General features: G+C 55.6%; 16 protein-coding genes and 1 pseudogene. 7 read left to right on the plus strand and 10 right to left on the minus strand.

Annotated features, from left to right (window positions below; genetic code table 11):
- Positions 1–87: 87 nt before the first annotated feature.
- Entirely contained in the window at positions 88–687 is a 600-nt protein-coding gene (locus tag ACK9YZ_RS26075) for a transglutaminase-like cysteine peptidase (RefSeq protein WP_216760537.1), read from the minus strand.
- 226 nt (positions 688–913) lie between these two features.
- Here ACK9YZ_RS26075 and ACK9YZ_RS26080 point away from each other — a divergent pair, with 226 nt between their 5' ends.
- The 4 genes from ACK9YZ_RS26080 to ACK9YZ_RS26095 all read left to right on the plus strand — a co-directional run bounded on the left by ACK9YZ_RS26080 (position 914) and on the right by ACK9YZ_RS26095 (position 5,379).
- Positions 914–2,389, plus strand: a complete 1,476-nt coding sequence (locus ACK9YZ_RS26080; RefSeq protein ID WP_416068171.1) for an O-antigen ligase family protein — start codon at positions 914–916, stop codon at positions 2,387–2,389.
- 244 nt (positions 2,390–2,633) lie between these two features.
- A complete protein-coding gene (locus ACK9YZ_RS26085; protein ID WP_216760539.1) occupies positions 2,634–3,833 on the plus strand; it encodes a polysaccharide biosynthesis/export family protein in 1,200 nt (399 codons plus the stop codon).
- Between the two features lie 108 nt (positions 3,834–3,941).
- Positions 3,942–4,553, plus strand: a complete 612-nt coding sequence (locus tag ACK9YZ_RS26090) for a hypothetical protein (protein ID WP_216760540.1) — start codon at positions 3,942–3,944, stop codon at positions 4,551–4,553.
- A gap of 172 nt (positions 4,554–4,725) precedes the next feature.
- Complete coding sequence (locus ACK9YZ_RS26095; RefSeq protein WP_416068172.1) at positions 4,726–5,379, plus strand: hypothetical protein; 654 nt, start codon at positions 4,726–4,728, stop codon at positions 5,377–5,379.
- Positions 5,380–5,399: 20 nt separating this feature from the next.
- Here ACK9YZ_RS26095 and ACK9YZ_RS26100 read toward each other — a convergent pair whose 3' ends face one another.
- The 3 genes and pseudogenes from ACK9YZ_RS26100 to ACK9YZ_RS26110 all read right to left on the minus strand — a co-directional run.
- The gene (locus ACK9YZ_RS26100) at positions 5,400–6,182 is read right to left on the minus strand and encodes a metallophosphoesterase family protein (protein ID WP_416068173.1); all 783 of its coding nucleotides are present in this window, start codon (positions 6,180–6,182) and stop codon (positions 5,400–5,402) included.
- A gap of 637 nt (positions 6,183–6,819) precedes the next feature.
- Positions 6,820–7,011: a hypothetical protein gene (locus tag ACK9YZ_RS26105; protein WP_416068174.1), complete on the minus strand. Its 192-nt coding sequence runs from the start codon at positions 7,009–7,011 to the stop codon at positions 6,820–6,822.
- Positions 7,012–7,154: 143 nt separating this feature from the next.
- Positions 7,155–7,361: pseudogene (locus ACK9YZ_RS26110) on the minus strand (transposase); the annotation flags it as partial.
- A gap of 234 nt (positions 7,362–7,595) precedes the next feature.
- On the opposite strand from ACK9YZ_RS26110, the gene minC reads away from it, so the two are divergent.
- Genes minC through minE form a run of 3 tightly spaced genes read left to right on the plus strand, consistent with a single transcriptional unit; the run spans position 7,596 to position 9,468 of the window.
- Positions 7,596–8,369 carry a septum site-determining protein MinC gene (minC, locus tag ACK9YZ_RS26115; protein ID WP_416068431.1) on the plus strand — a complete coding sequence of 258 codons (774 nt, stop codon included), beginning with the start codon at positions 7,596–7,598 and terminating at the stop codon, positions 8,367–8,369.
- A gap of 29 nt (positions 8,370–8,398) precedes the next feature.
- Positions 8,399–9,214, plus strand: coding sequence for a septum site-determining protein MinD (minD, locus tag ACK9YZ_RS26120; RefSeq protein ID WP_216760544.1), 816 nt, complete (start codon positions 8,399–8,401; stop codon positions 9,212–9,214).
- A complete protein-coding gene (gene minE, locus ACK9YZ_RS26125; RefSeq protein ID WP_216760545.1) occupies positions 9,211–9,468 on the plus strand; it encodes a cell division topological specificity factor MinE in 258 nt (85 codons plus the stop codon). The genes minD and minE overlap by 4 nt, the downstream gene beginning before the upstream one ends.
- A 165-nt stretch (positions 9,469–9,633) precedes the next feature.
- Here the strand turns inward: minE and ACK9YZ_RS26130 are convergent, their stop codons facing one another.
- The 6 genes from ACK9YZ_RS26130 to ACK9YZ_RS26155 all read right to left on the minus strand — a co-directional run bounded on the left by ACK9YZ_RS26130 (position 9,634) and on the right by ACK9YZ_RS26155 (position 14,906).
- Positions 9,634–10,266 (minus strand): class I SAM-dependent methyltransferase, encoded by a 633-nt coding sequence (locus ACK9YZ_RS26130; RefSeq protein WP_416068175.1) that lies wholly within the window; start codon positions 10,264–10,266, stop codon positions 9,634–9,636.
- Between the two features lie 216 nt (positions 10,267–10,482).
- Positions 10,483–11,370, minus strand: a complete 888-nt coding sequence (locus tag ACK9YZ_RS26135; RefSeq protein ID WP_416068176.1) for a MurR/RpiR family transcriptional regulator — start codon at positions 11,368–11,370, stop codon at positions 10,483–10,485.
- A gap of 56 nt (positions 11,371–11,426) precedes the next feature.
- Entirely contained in the window at positions 11,427–12,467 is a 1,041-nt protein-coding gene (locus tag ACK9YZ_RS26140; RefSeq protein ID WP_416068177.1) for an ABC transporter ATP-binding protein, read from the minus strand.
- Entirely contained in the window at positions 12,464–13,213 is a 750-nt protein-coding gene (locus ACK9YZ_RS26145) for a glycerophosphodiester phosphodiesterase family protein (RefSeq protein WP_416068178.1), read from the minus strand. The genes ACK9YZ_RS26140 and ACK9YZ_RS26145 overlap by 4 nt, the downstream gene beginning before the upstream one ends.
- Before the next feature lie 24 nt (positions 13,214–13,237).
- A complete protein-coding gene (locus tag ACK9YZ_RS26150) occupies positions 13,238–14,047 on the minus strand; it encodes a carbohydrate ABC transporter permease (protein WP_416068179.1) in 810 nt (269 codons plus the stop codon).
- On the minus strand, positions 14,037–14,906 hold the full coding sequence (locus ACK9YZ_RS26155; protein ID WP_416068180.1) for a carbohydrate ABC transporter permease: 870 nt from the start codon (positions 14,904–14,906) through the stop codon (positions 14,037–14,039). Before ACK9YZ_RS26155 ends, ACK9YZ_RS26150 begins: the two co-directional genes overlap by 11 nt.

Here is a 14,906-nt window from a genome sequence, read left to right on the forward strand (position 1 = left end):
GTCAATGGTGTGTTCCGGCGTGGAAAATCGGGTCTGACTCACCTCACCGGGTCTATCATTCCAGCACCGGCTGACAGGTCGAGCCTCTTACAGTTCGTACCAAACCCTCGGATCATCTCCAGATTGGATCATTACCCAATTCAGATCGGTTTTATCCCAAGTTTTTATAGCGTTGGTGCGATTGTCTAGAACTAAGTCGCCAACATTGGTTTTCACCACCAAAACCGCGTGCCCTTCGCCGTAGGGCGTTCTTGCCACCGCGATTCTGAGCGCCTTCGAAGACCAGCCCATCGCGATAAGATGGTCACGTTTAGTCAGAGCGAAGTCCTCGCAATCGCCGCTTTTGACGTTCACTTCCCATACATCGTCAGCGATCTTTCCGCTTGCATCATTGCGTGGAACGATCGAGCGATTGACCGATGCGTTGACCGCGCGCAGCTGCTTGTCCGCATAGGCGCTGAGTGCCACAACGGCTGAGCCACTCTTCGCCTCACATTCCTGCGGTTGACGGGCGCAAAACATAACATGCGCGAAGGGCGCCATGGTCCTTTTTCTTGCCTGGATATATTTGACCGATGGAGTTTCGTGCAAATCACGTGTGAGACCAGACAGTACACCGGCCTGCAGATCTTGAGTACCTGCTAAAGAAACCAGGACGAGTGCAGCCAGAAATTTACGAGCCGACATGTTGCCTCTATTCGGTGTATGACAAATCGCCACTTTGGATGCAACTAACTGACATCTCGTTGGAATTTGTCTTGCCTGAGATGGGATCCAATCTACAGAACAAGGCTGTTCATCGGCTTAAATCGATAGTTACAATTTTAGCGATTTTCCTTTTATCTATTGGCGTGAAATTTACGTTGTCTCTGCAGTAAAAACTCCTTGAAAAGGACTGCCAGTTGGTGCAGGCATGGCGCCTGACCTGCCACATTTTCTATTTCAAATGACCTCGCTCCGAATTTCTCCAGATTTACTGCTTTATATTTACTGCGGCCTGATTGTTCTGTCGGTCGTACCATTCGGCTTGGTTGATATTTTGCCTCAAACGCTGATCTTGATCCTTATATGTCTATTGGGCGGGCTCGCCGTTGTTCTCTATGGCCCACCCGAGCGCGGACAATGGGTATTCGGCACCGCACTCGCCATTTTTTCGCTCATGGCCCTTTGGATTCTCTTTCAGACTGTTGAGATTCCCGTTACGCGCTCTGATGACTTGGTATGGGCCAAGGCACGCACGATGGCGGCAGCAGCGAAGACGATCTCCGTTGAACCCGCGGACACGCTCGCAGCGCTGTTGCAAATAGCGCTGCCCGCTGTGACGTTTTTAACGGGGCTTATCGTCGCCGATCGCTCAAAGGATGATCAAGCGATGCTCAGGTTTCTGGCCTCGGCGGCAGGAATCCTGGCGATGTATGGTCTTTATCAGTTCCTGTTCCTTCCCGACACACTGCTCGGCGAGACAAAGAAAGCCTATCAGGAAAGCCTGACGGCCACCTTCGTGAACAGGAACACTAATGCCACTTTTTTTGGCTTGGGATTGCTGATGCAGCTCACGCTGCTATTTGATTCTTTTCTCGTCAAAACCGACAAAGCATCGGCTGAGTTGCAGAGCAATGCGACGCTACCACGTCTCTACTATTGCTTCATATCCCTTGCTACTTTTGCGGCTTTGATGCTTACGCAGTCACGCGCCGGGGTTTTTCTGACCGCATTTGCGATACTGGTCTATACGCCTTTCCTGGCAAGCCAGTGGCTCAGGATATTTCCAAATTCATTCGTGCGACTGGGTTCCAGATGGCTTCGTGTAGCTGTCGTGATCGCCGCCGCTTGCCTGGGGACGGGATTTTTTCTTCTTTTTGCATCGAAAGCGATGTTACGCGCAAATATTCAAGGACTTGAGGATGCTCGCTTCTGTATCTGGCCCGATGTGGTCAGGGCGACATACAACAACTGGCTTTTTGGCACTGGATTTGGCACGTTCCGAACTGTATTTTCCGGTTATAGGGATTTCCGCTGTGGTATCTTCAATATCTTTGATCGGGCCCACAATACTTATCTCGAAGGCTTTTTGACGCTTGGGGTCATATTTCCAGTTGTCGCATTGCTTGTCCTTGCCGCCCTCCTTTTCATTTTCTGGCGCGGCTATCGCAACAGAAGGCGCAATAGGCACTATGCGGTGCTGGGTTTGGCGGCAACTATTCTCGTTTGGGGACATGCGCTTGTCGACTTTTCCATCCAGATTCCGGGCTTTTCGGTTTTTTACGCCGCTTTCCTTTCCGGTGTCGTATGTGTGTGCTACAAGCACACGCTAAAGCCGGCGGCCAGCAAAAATGCTGCGTTGCACAAGTATAATAATGATGAAATTGAATTGGAATTAATATATTGATGGGGAATATATTATGAAACACCTGATAATATATTCGAAGACTTTTCCGGCTTATTCGGATTGGTTAATTAGAAATCCGACATAGATCGCCAGAAATTAACCATAATTCCACTGCCTCCATGTTGCGCCGTTGCCACATTAACGATTTATTGGCTATCATGGACCCCGTTCTAGCAGATATTGCCCCTGTTTTATGCTTTGCATAGACGCCAACCTGCCAGACGGAAAACTTAACAGGGATAAGATGAGCATCAACTTTCGACGCACCTCTATCGTCGCTGCGACGCTAATCGCGCTGTCGAGCTGCACTTCATTGCCTCGATCCGGTCCCGATCACACCGATTTCGATAAAGACGCTTCGGTGAAGGTGACGACAAAGGACAGGAAGGTCGGGATTGATTACGCGCTAATTGATCTGAACAAGGCAATTCTTCCCTTCTTTAACGAGGTTAAGTCCAGCTCGCTGGGCGGTTTCGGTGGCGGCAAAGGCGGCGCGCCCGATATTCCGCTCGGCGCTGGCGACGTCGTTCAGATTTCTATTTTTGAAGCGCAGGCTGGCGGTCTTTTTATCCCGTCGGATGCTGGCAGCCGTCCAGGTAATTTCATTACGCTACCTGCTCAGACCATCGACAAGAATGGAACGATCAGCGTTCCCTACGCAGGACGTGTGCCCGCCTCCGGAAGGCTGAAAGAAGAGGTGGAACGCGATATCGAAGACCGGCTTGCCAGCCGCGCAATCGAACCGCAGGTGGTCCTGACAACGACGACGACTAAGTCTGCAGAGGTTGCTGTCGTTGGTGATGTCAATGATCCGCAGAAGGTGCAGCTCACTCCGGCAGGCGATCGCATTCTGGATGTGATCTCGACAGCGGGCGGTCTGACGACACCCAACATAGAGACGAACGTGACGTTGCAGAGGCGGGGAAGAACGGCGACGGTTGCTTATGAGACCCTGTTGCGCAATCCCTCGGAAAATATCTACGTTGCGCCCGGCGACACTGTTTCTGTTGAGCATGAACGCCGCACCTATATTGCCCTCGGTGCCACAGGGCAGCAGAACCGTATCGAATTCGAGGATTCGAACCTTACACTTGGCGAGGGAATCGCCAAGGCCGGCGGCGTCCTGGATAACCGGGCGGATCCACGGGAAGTCGTCCTCTACCGTCAGGTCGACAAGAAAACCTTGCAGAAGCTGAACATTGACGTATCGCGGTTTGCTGGAGCGGATGTTCCGGTGATCTTCCGAGCCAACCTGCGCGATCCAGCGACGATGTTTGCAATTCAGCAATTCCTGATGAAGGACAAGGACGTCATTTATATATCGAACGCGGGCTCCGTCGAGCTGGTCAAGTTCCTTGATATCCTGAACTCGATAACGTCTACGGCAAGGGGCGTATCTACGGACGTTGTTGACACGCGCGACGCTGTACGAGAATTGGACTAAGGCCGGGACAGCAGAACAGAAATTTAACTCAGTCGATACGGCTTGGAAAACGAAGGACTAAGTAGAATGGCAAATAAATATCTTATGACGGCTGTCGGCGCCGCGACTATGATCGTTGCCAGCCTTTCTTTTTCGTCGGTTTCCTTCGCGGGAAATTGCCTTTCCGGGCCAGGAATGGCATCGCCGGAGATGGTCAGCGCATTTAATGCATCTCCGGAGGCATTTTTGTTTGCGAATGCCTCAGTCATTGGTCTGTCTGATCAGGTGCGGTCTTATACCGCAACGGAAACGGATCTCACGGCAAAGATGATCGGCCTCGCAAAGGCTGGCACGCCCGCGCAGAGAGCAGCGATCGGCGCCGGTCTTGGAAGGGCTGCGAACGTATGCCGCCCTCAACATCCGGAACTGGCTGATGCGATCACCAAGGCGATTGCCGATGCATTGCTGGCCGATACCACGCTGGACGGCCTTCAGACAGCCTTTGTGCAGGCGCTGAACGGGCAGACCGCAACCGCGGCGTTGGGATCCCCCGGCTCTGCCGCGGCCGCTGCTGCTGACATTACTAACGGCCCTGCCGGCGCCATTATTGGTGGCGGTGAAGGCGGTGGGTCGACTGATGGTTCCCAGAACTCGACCGCCAACCTGCTGCGGACTTCGGCAAGTAGCGCCGGCAATTTCACCACCACCACCACCCAGTCCGTCAGCCCGAGCGGTATCTGACAGCACGCATATAATAATTTGAGCTAGTGGGCGAATTGTGCTGACCAGGGGAGAAGTTCGCGGCACTCAAAAGGGCTCAAAAAGAAAAGAAAGGGTGGCCCCAATCTCTTTGGGGGTTCGTCGTGCGCCCTTCTTGTCTTGCTGCTTCATTTTGGTTCTTGGTGCCTTTCTGATGCTTGCCGCCAGCGAACTCCATCGCTCGATTGAGTTTGCTGATATGTTTGTCGTGGCCAGGCAGATCGAGGAGGACGGTGTAGTCAGCACCAAGAGTCTTTCTCGGGTCGTTGGCATGCCCGCAGAAGTTGTCGAGGGAGGCTATTGCCGCTCTGATATCATTTTGGCTGCCACGACCATCGTGCTGACGCAGATAGACACCTCAAACCAGACCAGTGACTATGAAGGCTGGCTGTCTGCCGTTACCATGGCTGAGAAATTCCTGCAGCATGCGCTGAGCTGCATGCCTACTGACAGTAACCTGTGGCTTCGCCTCGCAGTCGTGCGAGCAGTTATTGCGGAGGATCCGCAGGCTACAGCGCAGTTGATGGCACAGTCCGTGAAGTTGGCGCCAGCTGATCAGGTAACCCTTCTCGCGCGTCTCTATTTTTGGAACAGATTCAGTGAAGCGACACTGAGATCTTCCAGTCCTATGGTCGAGCAGGATCTCGATGTTCTCTTCCAATTGGGGGATCCTCTCCAGATTGCGCAGCGCATTCCGAATGTTGAGCCGGCTTTGATACCCTACATCAAACGCGCCTCGATATCCTTGTCCGATTCTCGCAAGAAACTTTTCGCCAGAAGTGGTCTGGACATCGCCAAGTTGCCTTGACTGCGCCACAGCAGGCGCAACTAAGAAAGAATCTTTGCGGCACCATTGGCAATTTTGACCACCGTCAGCCTGCCTGTGGCGTAGCAACCCGTATCAATTCCAATTCGACCATTACCAAGGTGGGGCCGGATCTGGGGGGTATGTCCATGGACCACAATGATTGGAAGCTCTGGCCCTCGTGTGAGGAACGGCTCCCTGATCCACATCAGGTCCTCATCGCTTTGATGCTCCAGAGGTAATCCATTACGAATCCCTGCATGAACAAAAATGAGATTTCCGATTTGCAACATCGAGGGCAACGTTCCCAGCAGGATTCGATGGCTGGCTGGAACTGCCTGATCCACTGCGTTTCGCAATCCCATCGTATCGCCGACACGAAGTATATGCGCAGCGTCAACGCCATAGGAGGTCAGCGTCTGGTATCCAGCGAACCGTAGCCACGCCGCGGTGGAAAGCTCATTGTTCAAAAATCTTGAAAACCAGTCATCGTGATTGCCGCAAAGCGCAATCCTGTGGATATTGCGCGGCGAAGGTTGGCACAGATGTTCCAAGACATCGCGGGATCGTGCACCGCGATCCACGTAATCGCCCACCAGCACCATCAAAGCGCGCCCACCACCCGAATCCTCGGAAATACGTCTTTCGGCATCCATGAGCTGTTCGTAGCAGCCGTGTACATCGCCGATCGCATAGATAAGGGGCCATTCAGCCTGATCCATCACAAGTCGCGGGCGAGCAGGGGCAAGACCAGCAGATGAATCTTTTGAAAGATGCCCGACAAATCTACGAATGGTACGAATCAAGGCCATTTTCCTCCCGCTGTTGCAGCGGAAAAAGCCAACGGCACAAACTGTATCCCGACCGTCGCACATTTCGGAAGCGAAATACCACTTGTTGTCATGCGGCCCCTATCAATTCCGCCAGAGACCGAGATTCCATTCGGCATTTTCAACCATCGCCAATCGGCACACGCTATCGACCATCTTCGGTCGCGATCTCATCACGCCCATTAATCTTGAAGCTTGGAAACAGTATGTTGTGCACTACACACTATTCCGATTAAAAAAAGCACAATGTACTCGGTGCTTCATCGGACAAAATCGCCTTTTCCGGCTGGCGGGCCTGGTTTTGGACAGCAGCGCCGCCGCGCAGATAGCGCCAGGCTCATAGGTTCGAAGCCTAAGTTGCTCTCTTTCGTAGTCTCAGAATGTCATATTATACACTGCGTCGCTCGGCGCTAACCATTCAATTTTGACCATTTCGGGATGTAGAGCAAGAATTCAGTCAACTGTCGAATGCTTCAAATCCAATTGGTCGCGTGCATAGCCTGTCACGGGATCGAATTGGGCGACAATTGCGAACCAGTTAGCAGGTGAGTGAACATGTCAGCGAAAACCGGTGGGCTGCTCTCAAACGCCCTCCACCATAGTCGAGAGCCTGTCAAATTCGCGCAATCGAATCAATAGTTTCGCTGTCATCAGGATCGCTGACAAGACCCAACCACAGATCTACACCTAAGCGCCGCTCAAAAACGCCACATATAAGGCTGTAACCCACAGTCAGAAGCATGAAAGGCAGCATCACAGCCGCTAAAAGAAACGCAGGAAAGAAATTGAATCTCTGATCATCCATCGAGCCGCCGCGCTCCATTCTGAAGGGAATTCACGTTCTAGAATGGAACGACTCTATGTTAAAAACTTAATCGAATCAAACCAAATCGGCAAAGGCTGTCTTGTTTTGCGACACGCTCCGCGGACGAATAAGCAGGTACACACTGCATCCCAAATCCCATCCGAGATGAAATGATGCAGGCGGTCGTAGCGATCAGGTGCCAGGCGCTCCGCCATGGGCTCGATACTCTTGCGATCGCCAGGTCCGATGAGGCCCGAAATATACACCGGGCACATCTGTCGCCGCTTCTTGTGGCCAAGCTTCTCAACGAACGGCTGCCCATCTGCCAGTGCAACATCCAGTTCCACCATCTCGCACACCCCTGTGAAAGTGCCCAAGATGGCCCATCATCGTAAATGGTCAGTTTATCTGCCAAAGTAGTGCTAAGGTGTGGCCTGAGGCTCAAATCTCACCGCAATCCGTCAAAGAATCGCACCCGAAGCCTTCGATTGCGGCAACGCAGCGCCAGTCTCAGCAACTGCTAGAGGTTTTTTGATGGCTCGACCCATCGTTAACGATTTGTTAACCATGAAGCAGCTAAAGCTATTAAATCGAAATTAACTAAGTTTACTAACGTGTTAACTGAAGCGCGCTCCATTCGCATCAAAGGCAGATCGTTCCTTGCAGTCGTGCTGACACCCGATTTGCCGTTTGAGGACTGGCTCGTTCGTCTCGACGATCTCGCTGCTCGCTCTGCCGGGTTCTTCCTCGGAAGGCCAGTTGTTCTGGACGTCACCGAGCTCTCGCTGGACCGTGCCGCGCTGAAGGCAATGGTGCAAGCTCTCGGCGAGCGCAATGTCAGGGTGATGGGCATCGAAGGCGCGCGGCCGTCGCAGCTCGACGCCAGCATGCCGCCGGGCATGGCTGGCGGACGTCCGGCAGCGGATGTGGACGTGCCGACAGCAGAGGTTAAGGCTGAAGGGAAGGCGCCGCATAAGGCGAAGCCGGCAGAGGTGCAGGAGGTTGCTGCGCCGATTGTCCGCGCCCCTGTGTCGTCGCTGGTGCTGCATGAGCCGGTGCGTTCCGGCCAGTCGATCATCTTTCCCGAAGGCGATGTGACAGTCATCGGGTCCATCGCCTCGGGAGCGGAAGTGATCGCCGGCGGCTCGATCCATATCTACGGCGCGCTTCGTGGACGCGCACTTGCCGGATCGGTCGGCAACTCGGCGGCGCGAATTTTCTGCCGCAAGCTGGAAGCCGAGCTTCTGGCAATCGACGGGATTTATAAGACGGCCGACGACCTGCCGGCCGAACTGCGCGGTCAGTCCGCGCAATTATGGCTTGAGAACGAGGCGATCATGGCGTCGCGACTGATTTAACGGGTGAATGGTTCAAACAGGAGAGGGATATGGGAAAAGTCATTGTTGTAACCTCGGGTAAAGGTGGCGTTGGCAAGACAACCTCGACTGCAGCGTTGGGGGCAGCGCTGGCGCAGAGGAACGAGAAGGTTGTTGTCGTCGATTTCGACGTCGGTCTTCGCAATCTCGATCTCGTCATGGGGGCAGAACGTCGGGTCGTCTATGACATGATCAATGTCATTCAGGGCGATGCGAAGCTGACCCAAGCGCTGATCCGCGACAAGCGGCTGGAAACGTTGTTCCTTCTGCCGGCATCCCAGACCCGCGACAAAGATTGCCTCACCGAAGAAGGCGTCGAGCGCGTCATCACCGAGCTGAAGAAGCATTTCGACTGGGTCATCTGCGACAGTCCCGCTGGTATCGAGCGCGGTGCAACGCTGGCGATGCGGCACGCCGATATCGCCGTCGTCGTCACCAATCCGGAAGTTTCCTCGGTGCGCGACTCCGACCGCATCATCGGCCTTCTGGATGCCAAGACGGAAAAGGCGGAGCGCGGTGAGCGCATTGAAAAGCACCTGCTTCTCACCCGTTACGACGTGACGCGCGCCGAACGCGGTGACATGCTGAAGGTGGATGACGTGCTCGAGATCTTGTCGATCCCGCTGCTCGGCATCATTCCTGAAAGCATGGATGTGCTGCGCGCTTCAAACCTCGGCGCTCCGGTGACGCTTGCAGACCAAAACAGCGCCCCGGCAAAGGCCTATTTCGAAGCGGTCCGCCGCCTCAACGGTGAAGTTCTCCCGGTGACGGTACCAGGCGAGAAGCGTGGTCTGTTCGGCAAGATCTTCGGACGGAGGGCAGCATGAGCGTATTCGATTTCTTTCAGAAGAGGAAAACCGCGCCGATCGCGCGCGAACGCCTCCAACTGCTTCTGGCACACGAGCGTATCTCTCCCGGTTCGGATCTCGTATCTCTTCTCAGAGAGGAGATCCTTGCAGTGATAGCCAAGCACGTGGAAATCGAAGGCGATCGCCTGCAGATCAGGATCGACCGCGGCGAGCACGTCTCGATCCTCGAGATCGATGTGGAAATTCCCGCCAAGGCCGCCCGGGCGGCATAAATATCGCGACTGTCAGCCGGAAGACTGCGGAAGTCTTTCGGCTGAAGCCCGCCACGTCTGCGCAAGCACCATGTAATACCGCGATGCTCACCCCAATACTGCCGGTTGCACTTTCCGGGCCGAACGTTTGGTTGCGACACAGCCAGACCAGGCTGGTGAGTGACCTCAATTAGGCTTGTGGGCGACGGCGATCATTGATTTTGCGAGAAGCGAAATTCGTCCGACATATTCGAAATCAACACTCTCAAATCCTGTATCCAGCAGAAGGGTCTTAAGAGTTTCCGGAGACCAGAATTTGATGTGCCCATGATCCTTGAGGGGCATGTGGTGATTGTCCATCCTCCCGGTTAGCGCCAGTGCCAGATTCTTCCAGTAGCCATGAAATGGCGTCGATACGACGGCTATCCCCCCAGGTTTAACCAGATCAAACATGGTCGATGAAAAAGTTCTGGGATCGTAGACGTGTTCCACGACCTCAAGGCTGATGACAGCGTCGAAGGTTCCGTATCGGTCGGCAAGATCGTCGTAGGCAGATCCGATTTCCAACGAAAGATCTGGATAGGCGAAATTTGCCTTCGCTATGCCGTCTCGTGACGGATCGACCCCGGCAACTTCATAGCCCTTGTCAGAAAGCAGGGCTGCGGCGCCTCCAGTACCACAACCTAGGTCGAAAACTGTTGTTTCGTCGACTGCCTGGAAATTATCCTCAAGTACATCGACAACTGTCGGCATAAGATAGTTGTGGGCTGTGGCGGGTTTCGAATGAACATAGGTGCTGGCGTTAAGGTCGACAGACATATTCCCTCCTTGACCGTAGTCACAGGCAACCATCGTAGCGACCAGTTGGACTGGAGTTTGATCGCAGTGTGTTGTTAATGTGATTTTGAAAGCCAGATCGTGACATCTGTTCTTCACGGGACATTGGGTTGTCGAACAACTGGGCTGCAGGCGATGAAAGGTGAGCGCCGCCGAGATCCCTTCAGTTCGCCGACGCCTGGAGCCTGCGTTTTGACACTACACAATCGCCGGCGACAAACCGCAATCAGCACGAAAAGCCTTGAAGGCGCTGAGCGCGCGCAGCGAACGTCCATCATCGATGGCTGCAAGATCGAGAATGACCGCATTGGCGATCGTCATCGGAACGACGAGCGACTGGGATTCACCCGCTTCACCGCGGGAAACCGAAATTTGGCAATCGGGCACAGGATCGAAGCGCGCGCTGAGCAGATCGGTGAGCGCCAAGACTTTGGCGCCTCGCGCGGCCGCGATCTTCCTGATCTGATGGATAAGCGGTGAAGCCTTACGGAAGGCGAGCAGCCAGACGACATCGCCAGGTCCCAACGTTGCCAGTGCTTCGGCGATCAGATGCATCTGGCTTGCTAGATCGACCGATGGATAGCCGGAGCGATTGAGCCTCAGGGCAATCAGCGAGGAGAGGGCGGCAGAGTGGCCGCGTCCGAAGACGAGGACGCGACGGCTGTCGCGCAGGATCTCCGAAAATCCTCTGACATTGGCATCGGCGACGGCGTTTCGCACCTGCTGGAGTGCGGCAATCTCGCTGTCGAGTACGGAAGAGAGTACGCCGCCTTCTTCCGCCCGGACGAGGCGCGCGGCCATGCGAGCCGCCGGGCTTTCAAAATCGCCGCCGCCTTCGATTAGGTTTGCCTGCAGGAAGGTCCGGAATTCAGGATAACCCTTGAAACCGAGACGGCGTGCAAGCCGCACGGCCGAAGCGGGATGCACGCCAGCACGGAAGGAGACGGCCTTGCCGTTCTCCATTGCAGCGCGGATCGGATCCTGCATCATCACATCGAGAAGGCGGGTATCGGCCTCGGTGAGCTTTGTCGAGTTGCGGCTGATAAGATCGCCGAGACGCTGCGGAATTTCGTTCTGTCTTTCCATTGCATCACTTCTTGCGGCGCTGCTTGCGAACCTGAGCCTGCCCGGGGCTTCTAAATTCAACGATCTCCGGATGAGAGATCGACGCGGCTCCCGCTCTGGTTATCGAAAAACACCGCCTGGTCAAGGTCGCACATGACCCAGAAATTGTCGGCATGGCGCGGCACGTCCTTGCGTGGACTGGTGAGCGTGATGCGTCCGGCCGGGCTATCGCAATGCAGTATAATATCAGAACCCGTCATCTCCGACAGCATGAGGCGGACAAGCAGGGCGGGCTCATGCGGTTTTTCGGCTGATATCGCCATGGATTCGGGCCTGAGTCCTGCCGTCAGGCCGAGCCGGCCATGCCAGCCGGGCAGATGTTCGACAGGCAGGAAATTCATTGAGGGAACGCCGAGGAAACCTGCGACGAAACGGTTCTGCGGCTGATCGTAAATTGCTTCAGGCGTGTCGAACTGCAGCAGGTCGCCGTCCTTCATGACCGCAATCCGATCGGCGAGCGAAAGCGCCTCGGTCTGATCATGCGTGACATACACGATGGTGGCGCCGAGTTGGCGATGCAGTTCCTTGATCTCGGTGCGCATGGCGACCCGTAAAGCATTGTCGAGGTTCGACAGCGGCTCGTCCATCAGGAATATGGAGCTGTTGCGCGCCATCGCGCGGCCCATCGCCACACGCTGGCGTTGGCCGCCGGAAAGCGCGCCCGGCTTTCGGTCAAGATAGGGTTCGAGCTGGAGCGTCTTGGCCACGCCTTCGGCCCGAGCATTGCGCTCGGCCTTCGGCATGCCGCGCAGTTCCAGGCCGAACGCGATATTCTCGCGCACCGTCATGTGCGGATAAAGCGCGTAGTTCTGGAAGATCATGGCGATGTCTCGGTCCTGCGGGGCAAGATCATTCGCACGCTGGCCGCCGATCTCGATATCGCCCTCTTCGCAGCGTTCCAGGCCGGCAATCAGGCGCAGCAGGGTGGACTTGCCGCAGCCTGACGGGCCGACGATGACGATGAATTCGCCTGATCTGATATCCATGGAAACGCCGTGCAGGACTTCCGGCCCACCGGGATAGGATTTTCTGATGTCCCGAAGGGTAATGCCGCTCATTGCGCGGTCTCCGCTTCGAGGCGATTGCGAATGGCGATGGCAAGACTTGGCCGGTCTGTCGTGAAGACCTTGACGCCGAGCGCCAGCACCTTTTCGATCTGCCGGGGCGAATGGGCAGCCCAGCAGCCGAAATCGAGGCCGGCGGCCGTGACCTCGGCCATCAGCGCGGAATCGGCTGTATCCACGTGGACGCCGATTTCGCGGATCTTATGCGCCTTCGCGACTTCGATCACCGCAATGGTTCCAAGCTGACGCAGCACCGGCGGGCTGACGAGCCAGAGTTTTGGCCGGCCAGTAGCGGCGGAAAGAGCATCCAGCGACTCGACCAGAAAGGAGGAGAAGATCGTCTTTTCGAGCATGCCGTGGCGCGCCAGCGTCTCGACGACGCGGGGCACGAAATTCTCATAGGGACGGCCATCGGCGCCAGGCTTGATCTCGCAGCGAAAATCCACGGAACTATCGGCGTAGATGGCGCAGAGATCCACAAGCGAGATCGGATGTCCGCCGGCGCCATAGTTGATGATGGCCGCGCGAACCTCTGCCTCGCTCATGGTGGCGATTGCGCCGCTGCGATCCGTCGTGCTGTCCAGCATTGCGTCGTGATGGACCATGATTGCACCATCTGCTGTGGGATGGACATCGAACTCCACCTCTTCCAGCGGCATTCTTGCTGTAGCCGCAAAGCCTTGCGGCGTGCTGTCGCCGAACTCAAGAGTGCCGCCGCGGTGCGAAGCGATGCGTGTCATTCTATGCTTGTCCTTCTTCACGATTTATTTGACCGCGCCGAGCGTGATGCCGCGCACGAGATGGCGCTCGACCAGCAGGAAGCCGAGCAGCACTGGCAGCATGCTGAGGGTGCAGGCGGCCATGACGAGTGGCCAGTCGACGAGGCCCTCACCAGGATTGATGCGGTAGAGGCGGGCAAGGCCGATCTGCAGCGTGTAGAGGTCTTCCTTGCCGACGGCAACAAGCGGCCAGATGTAGTTGTTCCACTCCGTGATGAAGATGTAGAGGCCCATCGAGAAGATGGCGGGCCGGGCGATTGGTACGATCACCCGCCACAACACCTGTAGCGGCGTTGCGCCATCCATATAGGCTGCTTCATCCAGCGCCTTCGGAATGCCCTTGATGTACTGGCGCAGGAAGAAGGCGGCAAAACCATTCGAAATCGCCGGCAGGATGAGGCCGGCATAGGTATCGAGCAGGCCCGCCTTGGCGAGCGTCAGATAGTTGGGGATCAGACTGATATGGCTCGGGATCATCAACGTGGCGACCGTTGCCCCGAAGAGAAGGTTGCCGCCGCGGAACTGGTAACGGGCAAAGGCGAAGGCCGCCATTGTCGCGACCGTGATGCCGAGCAGCGTCACAAGCCCCGAGACGATGATGCTGTTCATGAGATAACGGGCGAAATTATATTCGGCGACGGCACGGACGTAGTTGTCCAACGTGAACTCGTATTGGCCTGTATAATAGGACTGCGCCGTCTCGAAGGACATCCAGATGGAATAGAGCACCGGCGACAGGAAGATCAGCCCCGCAAAAAGCGCGAGACTGGTAACGATCGGGTTCTCAAGCTTCATAATGGACCCTCCGGCCGATGACGAAGGATTTGATCAGCGCCAACACGATGAGGAAGATGAAGAGCAGGACGGCGAGCGCCGAACCTCTACCGATATCAAAGAGGGTGAAACCCACGCGGTAGAGCAGGTTGACGAGCATGTCGGTAGCACCCGCAGGGCCGCCATGGGTCATGATGTTGACGATGGTGAAGACCTGGAATGCCTCGATGACGGAAATCACCAGCAGGAAATAGGTGGTCGGCATCACGAGCGGCACGGTGACTCGCCGGAACACATGGAAACGCCGTCCGCCGTCGACGGAAGCAGCATCATAGAGTTCCTGCGGTACAGCCTGCAGGCCGGCAATATAGATGACGATATCGTAGCCGAGTTGTTTCCACGTATTGACTGTTATCAGTACCCAGAGGGCGAGCTGCGGATCTTGCAGCCATTGCACCTTGCCGAGACCGAGTGAGGTCAGTGCGGCATTGACCATGCCGTAGTCGGTGGCAAAGACCCAGGAGAAAACGACGGCGATCGAGACTGTAGACGTGACCGACGGAAGAAAGAGTGCGCCGCGCAGGAGCCGCGAGGGCAATGTCTTACGGACGAGATAGCTTGCAACGGCAAGAGCCAGTGCCAGCCGTATCGGCACCGAAATCAGCGCGAAGATCGCTGTGACCTGAAGTGAATTCCAGAAATCTCGCGAATTCAGTAACAGGCGATAATTCTCGAAGCCGACGAAGGGCATGGTCGGCGACAGGAAGTCCCAATGCCGGAAGCTAAGGTTCACGCTGGTGATGACGGGGATATAGGTGAAGACCGTGATGAAGATGATCAGCGGTGCAACGAGAAGATAGGGTGTGAGTTTGCGCAGCAT

It is taken from the genome of Rhizobium sp. ZK1 (assembly GCF_047782645.1).
Taxonomy (GTDB): Bacteria; Pseudomonadota; Alphaproteobacteria; order Rhizobiales; family Rhizobiaceae; genus Rhizobium.